Here is a 15,255-nt window from a genome sequence, read left to right on the forward strand (position 1 = left end):
TTGCGAAATAAAAAACGGCAGCCAGTGGCTGCCGTTTTTATTGATAGATTCTTCAAGCGTAGGTTCGATTAGCCGCATAGCGGCGTAATAGGACGCGGTGATTCACCCTGCCCGGCACGGTTTGAACAGATCCAGCGCTCCGTCATACACCTGGGTCTGTACATCCATGATGCCGAGCATGGAGTGGAACAGATTGTCGTGGGAGAAGCGCTTGCTGACCGCCTCCTGCTGCAGACAGGTCATATCCAGCTGGCGATCGGCCTGCAACTGGGGAGAGAACCAGGTCATCAGCGGCACCCGGGTCTGATCGTCCGGCGCGAACTTGTAGGGGGTGCCGTGCAGGTAGAGCCCCATGGCCCCTAGAGATTCGCCGTGATCCGACAGATAGACCAGCCCCACGTTGTAATCCTGCTCCAGCGTCTTGAGCTTGTCGATGAGACGGGCCACCACCTTGTCGGTGTAACGGATGGTGTTGTCATAGGTGTTGACCAGCTCTTCATTGGTGCAGTTTTCGATGTCGCTGCGCGGGCAGTCCGGCACGAAGGTCCGCTCACTGGCGGGATAGCGGCGATAGTAGGTCGGGCCGTGGCTGCCCATCAGGTGGAAGGCCACCAGCTTGTTGCCCTTCATCTGCGCGATCTGCCGATCCAGCCCCTCCAGCATCACCTCGTCGTAGCAGGAACCCTTCTGGCAGTACTGGGGAAAATCCTTGGCCTCGATCTCGATGGTGGGCACGTTCTTGCACACCCCCTTGCAGCCGCCGTCGTTCTCCTTCCACAGCACGGAGACGCCGGCGTGCTGCAGCACATCCAGCATGCCGTCGCGGGACTGGGCCAGGATGTCGTCATAGCCGCGCCGCGTCAGGTTGGAGAACATGCAGGGCACCGAGACCGCGGTGGCGGTGCCGCAGGAGCGCACGTTGCGAAACGAGACCATGCCCGATTCCCGCGCGGTGAAGCTGTTGGTGGCCTTGCCGTAACCGTTGAGGGAGTAGTTCTGGCTGCGCGCCGTCTCCCCCACCACCAGAAACATCAGGGTCGGCTTGCCGCCCTGCCCTACCACCCTGGCATCCGTGCCCAACGGCTGATACGGGATCGGAGTGGCAAACAGGATGTCGGTGGCGTAGCGATAGAGGCCATGCACATAGTTGGCGGGCACTATCTCCTTGCCGAGGGACTTGTTGTTGCGCCCGACCGAGGCGTAATCCTGGTAATAGAGCGCCGCCACCCCCACCAGAAACAGCAGCGACAGGGCGATGGAGCCAAGCCGCAGGCCCAGCCCCTTATACCAGGGACGGGGATACTCTATCTTCACCCACAGCAGGGCCAACACCGGCAGCAGGCCGGTCAGCACGAACCAGAGCAGGATGGAGGCATTGAAGTAGGAGGTCGCCTCCCCCGCGTTGGTCTCGACTATGTTCTGCACCATGCTCACGTCGAAGATGACGCCGTACTTGAGCATGGCGTAGCTAACCACGGATCCCATCAGGATCAGCAGCACGAAGAAGGGCTTGAGCAGATAGCGAAAGGTAAAGGGCAGGAACACCGCGTTGAGCGCGGCCAGCAGCACGAAGGGGATCGAGAGGGCAAAGCCCGTCTTGACGTGTTCCAGCTTGGTGAGAATGGTGTAAAAGTGCAGGAAAATGGGCCAGTTGAATACCAGTGCAAACAACAGCACCAGCAACAGATTCACCTTCATCACACCCAGGGTGATGCGCATAACGATACTCCGACAAACCAGGCAGGACAGGGGCCACACAGGGCACCTCTTGTTGCAGTCTCGCTTGCCGATCCCTCCTCCCGAGGTGATGGCGGCAAGGGGCAGCGAGGCCCGGACACGGCAGGCAGCTTAAAAAGCCAACCTTAAGGGAAAATTAAGGCGGGCAATGCCATGGCCGGCACAGCCTTCAGGTGTCAGGCCATCACAAGAAACGGCAGCCGAGGCTGCCGTTTTAGCGGGGGCGAACAGAGCGTTGCCCCCTGGGTGTTCACGAACCGGATTACAGGGTCGCGGCGACTTCGTCGGAGATGGAGCCGTTGTGGTACACCTCCTGCACGTCGTCCAGATCTTCCAGCATGTCGATGAGGCGCATCAGCTTGGGCGCGGTCTCGGCATCCAGCTCGGCTTCGGTGGACGGGATCATGGTCACTTCGGCGCTCTGGGGCTTGAAGCCGGCGGCTTCCAGACCATCGAGCACGGTGCCGAAATCGTTCGGGGTGGTATACACCTCGATGGAGCCATCCTCTTCGGTCACCACGTCGTCGGCACCGGCTTCCAGGGCGGCATCCATCAGGGCATCTTCATCGACGCCCACGAAGGTCAGCAGCCCTTTCTTGCTGAACAGATAGGCAACAGAGCCATCGGTGCCCAGGTTGCCACCGCACTTGCTGAAGGCGTGACGCACTTCGGCAACGGTACGGTTGCGGTTGTCGGTCAGGCACTCCACCATGACGGCAGAGCCGGCCGGGCCGTAACCTTCGTACACGATGGTCTCGAGCTGTTCGCCATCGCCACCGCCGGCGCCACGCTGGATGGCACGGTTGATGGTGTCGCGGGTCATGTTGCCGGTCAGGGCAGCCGCCACCGCCGCACGCAGGCGCGGGTTGTTGGCAGGATCGGCATCACCCAGACGCGCGGAGGTGGTGATTTCGCGGATCAGCTTGGTGAAGATCTTGCCGCGCTTGGCGTCTTGCGCCGCCTTGCGGTGTTTGATGTTGGCCCATTTACTGTGACCTGCCATAGGGACTCTCCGTTATTTTTGAATTTCAGTAACACTGGTCATGACTAATGCAAGGGAAAGGCCGCATTGCTGCGGCCTTTGCTGCCGGTAACGGCTTATTCATCACCCTTGACGGTGGTCGCAATCGCCAGCTCGCCCAGTTGGGCGGCGTTGGCAAAGCTGGGGGCGTCCGTCATCAGACAGGCGGCCGCCGTGGTTTTTGGGAAGGCAATCACGTCCCGGATGTTTTCAGTACCGGTCAGCAGCATGCTCAGACGGTCCAGGCCGAAGGCCAGGCCGGCGTGCGGCGGGGTACCGTACTTCAGGGCGTCCAGCAGGAAGCCGAACTTCAGACGCTGCTCGGCCGGGGTAATACCCAGGATGTCGAACACGGTGGCCTGCATCTCGCTGTTGTGGATACGGACAGAACCGCCACCCACTTCGTAGCCGTTGATCACCATGTCGTAAGCGTTGGCGTAAGCGCCTACCGGGTTGGCTTTCAGCTGCTCCGGGCTCAGGCCGCTTGGCGCAGTGAACGGGTGGTGCATGGCAGCCAGACCGCCTTCGCCATCCTCTTCGAACATCGGGAAGTCGATGACCCACAGCGGCTTCCAGCTGTTCTCCAGCAGGCCCAGATCCCGGCCCACTTTCAGACGCAGGGCGCCCATGGCATCACACACCACTTTCTTGGAGTCGGCACCAAAGAAGATGATGTCGCCGTCGGCTGCGCCGGTGCGGGCCAGGATCTCGCGCACGATGGCGTCGGAGAGGAACTTGGCCACCGGGGACTGTACCCCTTCGATGCCGTTGGCCGCTTCGTTGACCTTCATCCAGGCCAGGCCCTTGGCACCATAGATGCCGACAAACTTGGTGTACTCGTCGATCTGCTTGCGAGACAGCTCCGCGCCGCCCGGTACTTTCAGGGCAGCCACGCGGCCTTTCGGATCGTTGGCTGGGCCGGCGAACACGGCGAACTCGACCGAGGTCAGCAGATCTGCCACATCGACCAGCTCCATCGGCAGACGCAGGTCCGGCTTGTCGGAGCCGTAGCGACGCATGGCTTCGTCGAAGGTCATGATCGGGAAGTCGCCCAGATCCACGTTCAGGATGTGCAGCCACAGTTTGCGGATCATCTCTTCCATGATTTCACGCACCTGCGGCGCGGTCATGAAGGAGGTCTCCACGTCGATCTGGGTGAATTCCGGCTGGCGGTCGGCACGCAGGTCTTCGTCGCGGAAGCACTTGACGATCTGGTAGTAGCGATCGAAGCCGGACATCATCAGCAACTGCTTGAACAGCTGCGGGGATTGCGGCAGGGCGTAGAACTTGCCCTTGTGCACACGGCTCGGCACCAGGTAGTCGCGGGCCCCTTCCGGGGTGGCTTTGGTCAGCATCGGGGTCTCGATGTCGAGGAAGCCGTGCTCGTCCATGAAGCGGCGCACGAAGGCACTGGCCTTGGCACGGGTCTTCAGGTACTTGGCCATCTCGGGGCGACGCAGGTCCAGGTAGCGATACTTGAGGCTCACCTCTTCGCTGTTGACCTGGTTGAAGTCCAGCGGCAGCGGCTCGGCACGGTTGATGATGGTCAGCTCGTGGGCAAACACCTCGATGGCACCGGTGGCCATGTCGCTGTTGCGCTGGGAGTCGGGACGGGTGCGCACCACGCCGGAGACCTGAATGCAGAATTCGCCGCGCAGTTCGGAGGCCAGGGCAAAGGCGTCCGGTTTGTCCGGATCGAAGAACACCTGCACGATCCCTTCCCGGTCGCGCATGTCGATAAAGATGAGGCCGCCCAGATCGCGACGACGATGGACCCAACCGCACAATGTAATGGTCTGCCCTGCATGGGCCTCATTGACCTGTCCGCAATAGATAGAGCGCATGGACTTCTTCCTTCGAATTTGTAGAGAGACGGTTAACCTGGGTCGCCGGGCACGACTGGCAAGCACCGTCTGTCTCACAGCTGGCCAGATCCTGTTCTTGCCCGGTTTGAAATCTGTCTCGTACCGTCCGACCGCCGGGATCGGACACCTGCCGCCGATATCGGCTCGACCAGAGGCGGCTGGCAAGCGGCCGGGGTGTCGGGCGGAGGGCATCGGCAAGCGATTGTTGTTTGGCCGCATCATGGCCGCTGCCGTCGTCACAATATGCGTACAGCGGCGTGAGTCACAACAAATTGGCAAACAAAAGGGCTGGCATTATAGAGGAAAACCCCCATTTGGGTAAAATGGCCAGCAGCCTCCTTTGCCCTGTTTTTTACATCCCGGGGCAAAAAAGGGGGGTAAAACGAGATAAACCCGCAGACAGGATCCCTCATGAGCCTCTTTTTGGGCCTGCCACAATGGTCTCACCCGGCCTGGCCAGGTCACTTGCTGGGCGTGGGCGCCAAGCCCGCCGAGCACCTCGCCCACTATGCCCGGGTCTTCAACACGGTGGAAGGCAATACCACCTTCTACGCCTCGCCGACCCCCGACACGGTCCGGCGCTGGGCCGATGCGGTGCCCGCCCACTTTCGCTTCAGCTTCAAGTTTCCGCAAACCATCAGCCACCAGAGCGATCTGGTGAGCGCTGACAAGCAAGTGAGCGACTTTATCCGCCTGCTGGAGCCCTTGCACGACAAGCTGGGGCTGCTCAAGCTGCAGCTGCCCGCCCGCTTCGGCCCACAGGGACTGCCCCGTCTGGCGGCCTTTTTCGAGCGGCTGCCACCGGCGTTTCGCTATGCCCTCGAGGTGCGCCACCCCGATTTCTTCGCCAAGGGCGAGGCGGAGCGGCAGTTGAACCGGCTGCTGATGGAGAAGGGCATCAACCGCATCATGCTCGACAGCCGGCCGCTGTTCTCGGTGCCGGCCACCACGGCAGCCATGATCGATGCCCAGGGCAAGAAGCCGAGGCTGCCGGTGCACCTGCTGGCCACCGCCAATGCTCCCGTGGTGCGGCTCATCGGCCTGCCGGATCCGGCCGCCAACCACCCCTTCCTGCCAGGCTGGCTCCCCCACTGGCGCCAGTGGCTGGCGGAGGGAAAAGATCTCTACCTCTTTATACATACGTCCGACAACGCCCAGTCCCCCGAGCTGGCCCGTCAGGTTGCCCGCCTGCTGGGGGAGGAGATGGCCCCCTGGCCGGGGGAAAACGATCGCGCGCAGCAGGGCGTGCTGCCCTTTTAGTCAGCCGCCTCGCCCCGTCTTCCCCGCCGCGAAAAAAAGCCGTTTTTTTGTGGCTGGACGAGGCTTGGCGTCAAGACAAACGCCGACCTTTCCTCTACACTAGCGCCCCAAGTAAGGACCCGGACCGCCAGCCCAGTACAATCCGTTGCTGGCAGGCGTTCGGCGCCATAAACAGGGCCCTGACGCCAGTGCGCTGCAACTCGTTGCCGCAGATGGTGCCGCCCTCAGAAAGGACCAGGATGATGGTCCATTGCGAACGGAACCGGCCCGATGGATCTCAAGGCCCGCCACCCCGTTCGTGAACCGGTGACGACCCGGCCCGGACCGGTGTCACCCAACGATTCAATTGAACAAAACAGTCGGTTCGCGCACCGGCTGTCAGGTTGCGCCAGCATGCATACCAAAGATCAGATTTTTGCCGCCCCTATCGCTCGATTGGGGGATTTTTGCTTTGACGAACAGGTCGTCGATGTCTTTCCCGACATGATCCAGCGCTCGGTGCCGGGTTACAGCAACATCATCTCCGCCATCGGCATGATGGCCGCCCGTTACGCCCAGCCCCAGAGCCGGCTCTACGACCTCGGCTGTTCGCTCGGCGCCGCCACCCAGGCGATGCGTCGCCACGTCACCCAGCCCGGCTGCCACATCACGGCGGTGGATCTCTCCCACCCCATGATCGAGCGCGCCCGCGCCCACCTCTCCGGCTTCAAGTCCGAGGTGCCGGTGGAGCTGGTGGAGGCGGACATCTGCGACATCGCCATCGAGAACGCCTCCGTGGTGGTGCTCAACTTCACCCTGCAGTTCGTCGAGCCCGAGAAGCGGGCCGCCCTGATCCAGCGCATCTTTGATGGGCTGCGCCCGGGCGGGATCCTGATCCTGAGCGAAAAATTCCGCTTCGAAGATGCACCGGTCAACGAGCTGCTCATCGACCTGCACCTCGACTTCAAGCGCGCCAACGGTTACAGCGAGCTGGAGATCAGCCAGAAGCGCACCGCCCTTGAGAACGTGATGCGCACCGACAGCCTGCCGGTGCATCAGGCCCGCCTGCGAGACGCCGGCTTCGCCCATCAGGATCTCTGGTTCCAGTGCTTCAACTTCGGCTCCATGATTGCCATCAAATCGAGCGAGCCTGCCCAGCCATGATCGACTTTGCCAACTTCTATCAGCTGATCGCCAAGAATCGGCTGAGCCACTGGCTGCATACCCTGCCCGCCCAGCTGCACACCTGGCAGCACGACAACCAGCACGGTGATCTGCCGCGCTGGAACCGCGCCCTCAACAAGCTGCCGCAGGTGGACCCCGGCCACATCGAGCTGCACAGCCGGGTCGAAATCGGCTCGGCCGAGAGCCTTGGCGAAGGGGAGCGCAAGAAGGTGGAGAGCCTGCTGCGCCACTTCATGCCCTGGCGCAAGGGGCCGTTCACGGTACACGGCATCCACATCGACACCGAATGGCGCTCCGACTGGAAGTGGGATCGGGTACTGCCCCACATCAGCCCGCTTGCCGGTCGCTACGTGCTGGACGTGGGCTGCGGCAGCGGCTACCACCTCTGGCGCATGGTGGGCGAAGGGGCGAAACTGGCGGTCGGCATCGACCCGAGCCCGCTGTTCCTCTGCCAGTTCGAGGCCATCCGCCACTTCGCCGGCAACGACCAGCGTGCCCACCTGCTGCCGCTCGGCATTCAGGAGCTGCCGGAGCTGCGGGCGTTTGACACCGTCTTCTCCATGGGGGTGCTCTATCACCGCAAGTCCCCTATCGAACACATCGAACAACTGCGCAACCAGTTGAAAGACGACGGCGAGCTGGTGCTCGAGACGCTGGTGATCGACGGCGACGTCAACGACGTGCTGGTGCCCACCGATCGCTACGGCAAGATGCGCAACGTCTGGTTCATCCCCTCCAGCGCGGCCCTCAAGCTGTGGGTCGAGCGCTGCGGATTTACCGATGTGCGGATTGTCGACGAGAATATGACCAGCACCGACGAACAGCGTCGTACCGACTGGATGATTAATGAATCCCTGAGTGATTATCTGGATCCAACCAATCCCGCACTCACGGTAGAAGGACACCCGGCACCGAAACGTGCCGTACTGATTGCCAGAAAGGCCAAAGACTAGCCGATGGCGGCTGTGGAAGTTACACTGACCCAATTCCAGGAAGCACAGTTAAATGAATGACATGAAAAGCAAATTAAAAGGAATGACCCTGCTCTCCCTGCTCAGTCTCGGCGGGTGTGTCAGTATGGAGAAAGCGCCCCCGGTACCTACCTTGACGCTGGCCGAGCTTCGCAACGAGATCAATCTGAGCGAGCAGCGCCTGCAAACATCCATGGAACAGCAACAGAAGCAGTATGTGCAGCAACAGCACCTGCTGGTTCAGCTCAACACTGATGTCAACAACATGAAAGAGTCCGTGAACAAAGTCGGCAGCAAGCTCGAATCCCTGCCGCCCGAGCCGCCCAAGCCCATGGCGATCCCGACCGAGAAGTGCCAGGCCCCGAGCCAGGGCCACACCGTCGACGGCAAGCTGCTGGTCGGCGAGGCGGAGTGGATCTGGGTTGACGCGGCCAATGACGCCTTCCAGGCGCGGGTCGATACCGGTGCTACCACCTCCTCCATCAGCGCCCAGGACATCACCATCTTCGAGCGCAACGGCAAGAACTGGGTGCGTTTCTTCCTGAGCCATCAGGAGATGGACGACAAGATCCAGATTGAAGCGCCGCTGGTGCGCCATGTGCGGGTGCGTCAGGCCTCCGCCGACGATCTCGACCGCCGTCCGGTGGTGCGCCTTGCTGTGCGCATCGGCGACATGACCGAGAAGGCCGAATTTACCCTGAAGGACCGCAGCGACATGGCCTTCCCCGTGCTGCTCGGCCGTGAGTTTTTGAAAGACATCGCCGTGGTTGATGTGGCCCGCGAATATATCCAACCCAAACCCAAGCTCAAGGATGTGAAATAATCCATGGTTTCCCGTAAGCCGTTCTATTTGCTGGTAGCCCTGCTGTACATTGTCGGCCTGGGGATGACGTTCTATCACCACATCGCGCTGGACGTACCGCTCACGCCGGGTGAAAAACGCCAGATCTGGTCCATCGAAGCCAAGCTGGAGTTCGAGGCCACCGGCGAGCCGGTGATCGCCTCCCTGGCCATTCCGGGCACCCAGCCCGGTTTCACCCTGATGAACGAGAACGCCGCGAGCCCGGGCTACGGTCTCTCCTTCGTCGAGAAGGATGGCGATGCCCGCGCCGAGTGGTCCATTCGCAGCGCCTCCGGCCGTCAGGAGCTCTATTACCGCGTCGACATGATGGCCGATGCCCATGCCAAACCGGCCGCCAACCCGCTGCCGCCGGCCATCGAGAAGCAGATCGAGAGCGAGCCCTACGCCACCGCCATGAAGCAGATCCTGGAACGTGCCCAGGAGCGCTCCGCCGACGGCTACACCCTGACGCGCGAGATCATCAAGGAGATCGAGAAGCAGGAGCAGAACGCCGAGCTGCTGAAGAAGCACAAGAGCCGTGCCAACCTGATCGCCGAGCTGCTCAACAACGCCGACGTGCCGACCCGTGTCGTGCACGCGCTGAGCCTGGAAGATGGCCGCCGTCGTCAGGAGCTGGTGGATTACCTGCAGGTGTTCAACAGCCCGACCGACTACAAGCTGTTCAACCCGCAGACCGGTGAACAGGGCCGCCCTGCCAACCTGCTGCTGTGGGAATACAACTCCGGCGCCCTGCTGGACGTGACCGGTGGTCACAACTCCCGCGTCAGCTTCTCGATGATCGAGCAGGAGCAGCCGGTCAGCGTGGCGCTGGCCCAGAAATTTGAAAAATCGGAGATGATGAACTTCTCCATCCACAGCCTGCCGCTGGAAGAGCAGACCCTGTTCAAGGGCTTGCTGCTGATCCCGATCGGCGTGCTGATGGTGGTGTTCCTGCGGGTATTGGTGGGGATCAAGACCTCGGGCACCTTCATGCCGGTGCTGATCGCGGTCGCCTTTATCCAGACCTCCCTGGTCACCGGTCTCATCGGTTTCCTGCTGATCGTCGGCACCGGCCTGGTGATCCGCTCCTACCTGTCGCGGCTCAACCTGCTGCTGGTCGCCCGAATATCGGCCATCATCATCATGGTGATCTCGATGATCGGTATCTTCTCCGCGTTTGCCTTCAAGCTGGGGCTGACCGACGGCATGAAGATCACCTTCTTCCCGATGATCATCCTCTCCTGGACCATCGAGCGGATGTCCATCCTGTGGGAAGAAGAGGGTCCGAAAGAGGTGTTCCGCCAGGGTGGCGGCTCTCTGCTGGTGGCCGTCATCGCCTATCTGGCCATGGATAACGAACTGATCCGTCACCTCACCTTCAACTTCCTCGGCCTGCAGCTGGTGCTGATGGCGACCGTGCTGTTGATGGGCAACTACACCGGCTACAAGCTGAGCGAACTCAAGCGCTTCAAGCCGCTGGTGGACGAGATCAAATCGGGTGCCACTCCGGGTAAGGACAAGTAACAGATGTGGTTCTGGGAAAAGTACACCACCCCGTGGAGCCTGTCCCAATCAGGCATCCTCGGCATGAACAAGCGCAACCACTCCTACATCAGCCGCTACAATCCGCGCAGCCTATATCCGCTGGTGGATGACAAGCTGCAGACCAAGCGCATCGCGCTGGATGCCGGCGTCACGGTACCGGAACTGATCGGTACCATTCGTGCCCAGCACGACGTGAGCCGCATCACCGAGCTGGTGAAGGATTGGCCGGGCTTCTGCATCAAGCCGGCCCGCGGCTCCGGCGGCAAGGGGATCCTGGTGATCCTGCGCCAGGAAGAGGGCCTGTTCTACAAGCCCAACGGCAGCGCCTCCAACGGGCAGGATCTGGAGCGCCATGTCTCCAACATCCTGGCCGGGCTCTATTCACTGGGCGGCAAACCCGACGTGGCGCTGGTGGAAGGCCTCATCAACTTCGATGACGTGTTCGACGGCTACTCGTTCGAAGGGGTCCCCGATGCCCGGGTGATCATCTTCAAGGGCTTCCCGGTCATGGCCATGATGCGCCTCTCCACCGCTGCGTCCGACGGCAAGGCGAACCTGCACCAGGGCGCCGTGGGGGTGGGTCTGTGCCTGCGTACCGGCCGTGCGCTGCGGGCGGTGCAGTTCGGCAATCCGCTGCGCCACCACCCGGACACCGGCCTCGATCTCTATGAGCTCAAGGTGCCCCACTGGGACACCCTGCTGACCCTGGCGGCCTCCTGCTACGAGATGTCGGGCCTCGGCTACATCGGCACCGACATGGTGCTGGACAAGTTCCGCGGCCCCATGCTACTGGAGCTCAACGCCCGTCCGGGCCTCGCCATCCAGATCGCCAACGGCCGTGGTCTGGTGCCCAACCTCAAGACCATCGAGAAGCTGGGCCAGGTGAAGATGAACGTGGAGCAGCGGGTCAACTTCGCCAAAGATCACTTCGGTATCTTTGACGAGTAGTCCGGACACCCATGACAAAAGCGCGCCAAAGGGCGCGCTTTTTTATGCCTGTCGTTTATCGGCACGTAGCCGGCAACCACAATCCTGCTGAGCATGGGTTTCTGGACAAAGGTTGCTGAAACAAGGGTTGCTGGCCAACGTTGCGAAACGAGAGTGCCGAATCACGGCCATAAAAAAACCGATGCCTGGGCATCGGTTTTTCACTATCCGGTTTGCCGACCCGATTACAGGGAAGCAGCGTTCTCGGACAGGTATTTGGCAACGCCGTCCGGAGAGGCGGTCATGCCTTTTTTGCCTTTCTCCCACTGAGCCGGGCACACTTCGCCGTGCTCTTCGTGGAACTGCAGGGCGTCGACCATGCGCAGCATCTCGTCGATGTTGCGGCCCAGCGGCAGATCGTTGACAACCTGGTGACGAACGACACCGTTCTTGTCGATCAGGAAGGAGCCACGGAATGCCACGCCGGCTTCCGGGTGCTCGACGTCATAGGCTTTGCAGATCTCGTGCTTGATGTCGGCAACCAGCGGGTACTTGACCGGGCCGATGCCGCCGTCTTCGATCTTGGTGTTGCGCCAGGCGTTGTGGGAGAACTCGGAGTCGATGGAAACACCGATCACTTCCACGCCACGCTTGTTGAACTCTTCCAGACGGTGATCGAAGGCAATCAGCTCGGACGGGCAGACGAAGGTGAAATCGAGCGGATAGAAGAACAGGACGGCTGCCTTGCCCTTGATGTGGGATGCCAGGTTGAAGGAGTCAACGATCTGGCCATTGCCCAGAACGGCAGCAGCGGTGAAATCGGGTGCGGGACGGCCTACCAATACCATATTCAATTCCTCTTTATGTGAAGTGAACAATCCTGTCAGGATCAGGCTACCTAGAGCCAAGTCCGTCTAATTAAAGCGACAAACTATAGCCCCGATGGTAGATTAGTTAAATCAAATTAAATAGATAGCATTAATCGGGTTTTCCTATGCAACGTTGGCCCAGCCTGAAACAGCTGCAATATCTGGTTGCTCTCGACGAGCACAAGAACTTCAACCGCGCCGCCAAGGCCTGTCATGTCAGCCAGTCGACCCTGAGTACCGGGATCCAGACGCTGGAGGACATGATGAACCTGCAACTGGTGGAACGGGACCACAAGAGCTTCATTATGACCCCGGTCGGCATGGAAATCGTCGAGCGAGCTCGCAATTTGCTCTCCGATGCGCGGGATCTGATGGAGCTCGGCCAGCATCAGGGGGGCGTCATGCACGGCACGGTACGCCTGGGCTGTATTCCCACCATCGCCCCCTTCCTGCTCAGCAAGCTGCTGCAGGTGTGCGGCAAGACCTATCCTGAGCTGGAATTGTTGCTGCGTGAAGACACCACCACCAACCTGCTCAAGCAGCTGGAACAGGGTCAGCTCGACCTGCTGATCCTGGCGCTGCCGGTGGAGATCGGCGGCTTTCACTGCAAGACGGTCGGCCAGGATCCCTTCCACATGGTGATGCCCGCCAGCATGGCGGCCAGCCTGCACACCCCGTTCGACTACAAGGAGCTGCCCAACCAGAGCATCTTCCTGCTGGAGCGGGAGCACTGTCTCACCGAACACGCGGTGAGCGCCTGCCGGCTGCGGGACAAGAGCAAGATCAACCCATTTGCCGCCACCAGCCTGCACACCTTGGTGCAGATGGTTGGCGCCGGGCTCGGCACCACCTTCCTGCCGCAGATGGCCATCGATGCCGGCATCCTCGACAACACGGATCTGGTGGCCATTCCGCTGCCGGGAGAACATCCCTATCGCGAGATAGGGCTGGTGTGGCGCCCCAGCACCACCCGGGTACAGACTTTCTACAAGCTGGCGGAGCTGCTCGCCCCGCTCATCGAGAACAAGGCCTGATCCGTCCTTCATAAAAAAACGCCGGCACTTGCCGGCGTTGTTGTCTTGGGCGCAAGGCCCTGCTCTGTCAGTGACTGGCCGGTGGCCCGAAGATGCGGGTGTAGGAGGTCAGGGTCCGTACGCTCACATTCTGCGGATTGCCATTCTCGTCGTAGAGCCCCAGCGCCCCGCTCTGCTTGTCATGACCCAGCAGCTGGTGGGCACTCAGGTTGCTGAGCGCATCGCTGTCCGCTTTCCACTCCCAGCGCTGACCCAGGCTCAGGCTGCAGCTCTGCAGCTGGCCGAGGTTGTTGCCATCCAGGCAGCGGCGAGTATCCTGCGCGCTGACATAGCGGCCGTACTGGTCATAGATGAAGGACTGGGCGGCCGAGGTCTCGTCACAGGTTACCGCGCTCAGCCCATGGTTGGCATCTGCGCTCAGGCAGCGGTTGTCAAAGCCCCCCAGCTGCAGGTTGACCGGGCGACCGCCGGTAAACACCGGGTGGTTCCAGTCCACCTTGAAACTGGTGGACGCCGTCACCCGTCTGCGCTTGTCGGTATCTTCAAAGCCCTGGAAGGAGACATGGGCCCCCACCACGTAGTAGTGCTTGTAGATGCCGGTGTAGATGGGGCGGATGTTGACCGAGGAGTCGATCTTGAACTCGGTGCTGCCCGTCTCGTCCGGTGCCGCCTTGTAGATGACGTCCAGATTCGGCACAAACCCCTTGTAGCTGAGCGGCTGGATGCGGTTGTGATCCACGTCGTACCCCATGCCCCAGACGGTGGCCGTCTTGGAGGAGAGCAGGGACTCCGCGGTCGCGTACTGATCGCGAACCCAGCTGAAACTCACCTTCTGGGCGCTCGGCGCCGAGCGTTCGACCCGGTAATCCTGGGTGTTGTAGGCAAGCTGGCGCTGCTGGCTGAACTTGGCCGACGCCTCCAGCTTGGCCTTGGGCCCATCCTTGTTCACCTCCACCCCGCCGGTGACCCCCACCTCGAAGCCCGAGATCTCGCGATGCTCGTACTTGCTGTTGAGGTTGGTCGGCAGGCTCTTGAGTACCGCCGCCTTGGTGTTGGACGCCTCGATGCTGAAGCGGTAATCCTGGGCGATGGCATCAGTGGCATAGTCGCGGGCCCAGCCATCCAGCAGCAGGTAGTCCGCGATGTTCTCGCTCCAGCTCAGATCCTCGTTGAGCTGGATGCCGGCACCGGCCGACTCTTCGTCCAGCGAGATCCGCACTATCTTGGCATCCGGCGTGGCGGAGCCGGTGTTGCCAAATTGCAGGGAGCGCTCCAGGTTGACCCGGTAGACCAGCGAGATGTTCGGCGAATCGCAGAACAGCCGATCGCCCCAGCTCCAAGTGCGCGAGCGCGGGAAGGTGCACTCGGCATCGCTGATCTTGCGGTTGACGTTGAGATAGAAGGCCACGTGGGGCAGGCCGGCCTCGGCGGCGGGCGGCTGGGTCAGCGAGCGCTTGTGGCGCTTGCCCTGCCCATCCAGGCTCTCGACCCGCTCCATCACCTGATAGAAGGCCGGATCATCGACGCCCCCCAGCGGGGTGAACAGCAGCTCCCCCTTGTAGCCGGACACCAGCACCCAGTCCGCATCAAAAGAGATGCCGGCCAGCTGCTCCATGGCTTTTCTGGCTTGCTGTCGCTCATTCTTGTCGGTGACGGCGCTGAAATCGATGAACAGACGCTCGCCCCGTGCCAGCACCCGCTCGCGCAGCTGATCCCGGGTCATGAGCGGCGTCGCCCCCTGCCCCTTCAGCCAGACGTCGGCATTGAGGTAAATCAGACCCTGTTCGGATTGCAGGCTGGCCAGCATGGCGGTGCCCTGGTCGGTACGTTCGCCAATATCTTCGGCTTGCACGCTGCCAGCCAACAAGGCCAGCGCGAGCAGACTGAGAGTGGGGGCTTGCGTGATGAATTTGCGTGGTTTTTTGTTTTTCATTGTTATCTCCTTGTCGAATCACGCCAAGCTATTTAAACAATGAACGAATACGGCATAACCATATTATTCACAGTTATATTTCGGGGCG

The 15,255-nt window shown here is 61.3% G+C and carries 12 protein-coding genes; 7 read left to right on the top strand and 5 right to left on the bottom strand.

Annotated features, from left to right (window positions below; all coding sequences use genetic code 11):
- Nucleotides 1-102: 102 nt before the first annotated feature.
- From PG899_RS00960 to aspS, 3 genes are all read right to left on the bottom strand, one after another.
- On the bottom strand, nt 103-1,719 hold the full coding sequence (locus PG899_RS00960; protein WP_077095590.1) for a phosphoethanolamine transferase: 1,617 nt from the start codon (nt 1,717-1,719) through the stop codon (nt 103-105).
- Nucleotides 1,720-1,999: 280 nt separating this feature from the next.
- A complete protein-coding gene (locus tag PG899_RS00965; protein ID WP_011705419.1) occupies nt 2,000-2,740 on the bottom strand; it encodes a YebC/PmpR family DNA-binding transcriptional regulator in 741 nt (246 codons plus the stop codon).
- A 95-nt stretch (nt 2,741-2,835) separates the two neighbouring features.
- Nucleotides 2,836-4,602: an aspartate--tRNA ligase gene (aspS, locus tag PG899_RS00970; RefSeq protein ID WP_179101335.1), complete on the bottom strand. Its 1,767-nt coding sequence runs from the start codon at nt 4,600-4,602 to the stop codon at nt 2,836-2,838.
- Between the two features lie 432 nt (nt 4,603-5,034).
- Here aspS and PG899_RS00975 point away from each other — a divergent pair, with 432 nt between their 5' ends.
- The 6 genes from PG899_RS00975 (at nt 5,035) to PG899_RS01000 (ending at nt 11,352) form a co-directional block, all read left to right on the top strand.
- Nucleotides 5,035-5,883 carry a DUF72 domain-containing protein gene (locus tag PG899_RS00975; RefSeq protein ID WP_077095591.1) on the top strand — a complete coding sequence of 283 codons (849 nt, stop codon included), beginning with the start codon at nt 5,035-5,037 and terminating at the stop codon, nt 5,881-5,883.
- A 393-nt stretch (nt 5,884-6,276) separates the two neighbouring features.
- Nucleotides 6,277-7,026: a carboxy-S-adenosyl-L-methionine synthase CmoA gene (gene cmoA, locus PG899_RS00980; RefSeq protein ID WP_011705416.1), complete on the top strand. Its 750-nt coding sequence runs from the start codon at nt 6,277-6,279 to the stop codon at nt 7,024-7,026.
- Nucleotides 7,023-8,000, top strand: coding sequence for a tRNA 5-methoxyuridine(34)/uridine 5-oxyacetic acid(34) synthase CmoB (cmoB, locus tag PG899_RS00985; protein WP_179101336.1), 978 nt, complete (start codon nt 7,023-7,025; stop codon nt 7,998-8,000). The genes cmoA and cmoB overlap by 4 nt, the downstream gene beginning before the upstream one ends.
- 52 nt (nt 8,001-8,052) lie before the next feature.
- Nucleotides 8,053-8,841, top strand: a complete 789-nt coding sequence (locus PG899_RS00990; RefSeq protein WP_039213166.1) for an ATP-dependent zinc protease family protein — start codon at nt 8,053-8,055, stop codon at nt 8,839-8,841.
- Between the two features lie 3 nt (nt 8,842-8,844).
- A complete protein-coding gene (locus PG899_RS00995) occupies nt 8,845-10,383 on the top strand; it encodes an inactive transglutaminase family protein (protein ID WP_011705413.1) in 1,539 nt (512 codons plus the stop codon).
- A 3-nt stretch (nt 10,384-10,386) separates the two neighbouring features.
- A complete protein-coding gene (locus tag PG899_RS01000; protein ID WP_011705412.1) occupies nt 10,387-11,352 on the top strand; it encodes an alpha-L-glutamate ligase-like protein in 966 nt (321 codons plus the stop codon).
- A gap of 224 nt (nt 11,353-11,576) precedes the next feature.
- Here PG899_RS01000 and PG899_RS01005 read toward each other — a convergent pair whose 3' ends face one another.
- The gene (locus PG899_RS01005) at nt 11,577-12,179 is read right to left on the bottom strand and encodes a peroxiredoxin C (RefSeq protein ID WP_005299113.1); all 603 of its coding nucleotides are present in this window, start codon (nt 12,177-12,179) and stop codon (nt 11,577-11,579) included.
- A gap of 146 nt (nt 12,180-12,325) precedes the next feature.
- On the opposite strand from PG899_RS01005, the gene PG899_RS01010 reads away from it, so the two are divergent.
- Complete coding sequence (locus PG899_RS01010) at nt 12,326-13,234, top strand: hydrogen peroxide-inducible genes activator (RefSeq protein ID WP_011705410.1); 909 nt, start codon at nt 12,326-12,328, stop codon at nt 13,232-13,234.
- A 67-nt stretch (nt 13,235-13,301) separates the two neighbouring features.
- Here the strand turns inward: PG899_RS01010 and ahh1 are convergent, their stop codons facing one another.
- Nucleotides 13,302-15,167: a hemolysin Ahh1 gene (gene ahh1, locus PG899_RS01015; protein WP_077095593.1), complete on the bottom strand. Its 1,866-nt coding sequence runs from the start codon at nt 15,165-15,167 to the stop codon at nt 13,302-13,304.
- Between the last annotated feature and the right edge of the window lie 88 nt (nt 15,168-15,255).

It is taken from the genome of Aeromonas sp. QDB39, from assembly GCF_027707585.1.
GTDB classification, from domain to species: Bacteria; Pseudomonadota; Gammaproteobacteria; order Enterobacterales; family Aeromonadaceae; genus Aeromonas; species Aeromonas hydrophila.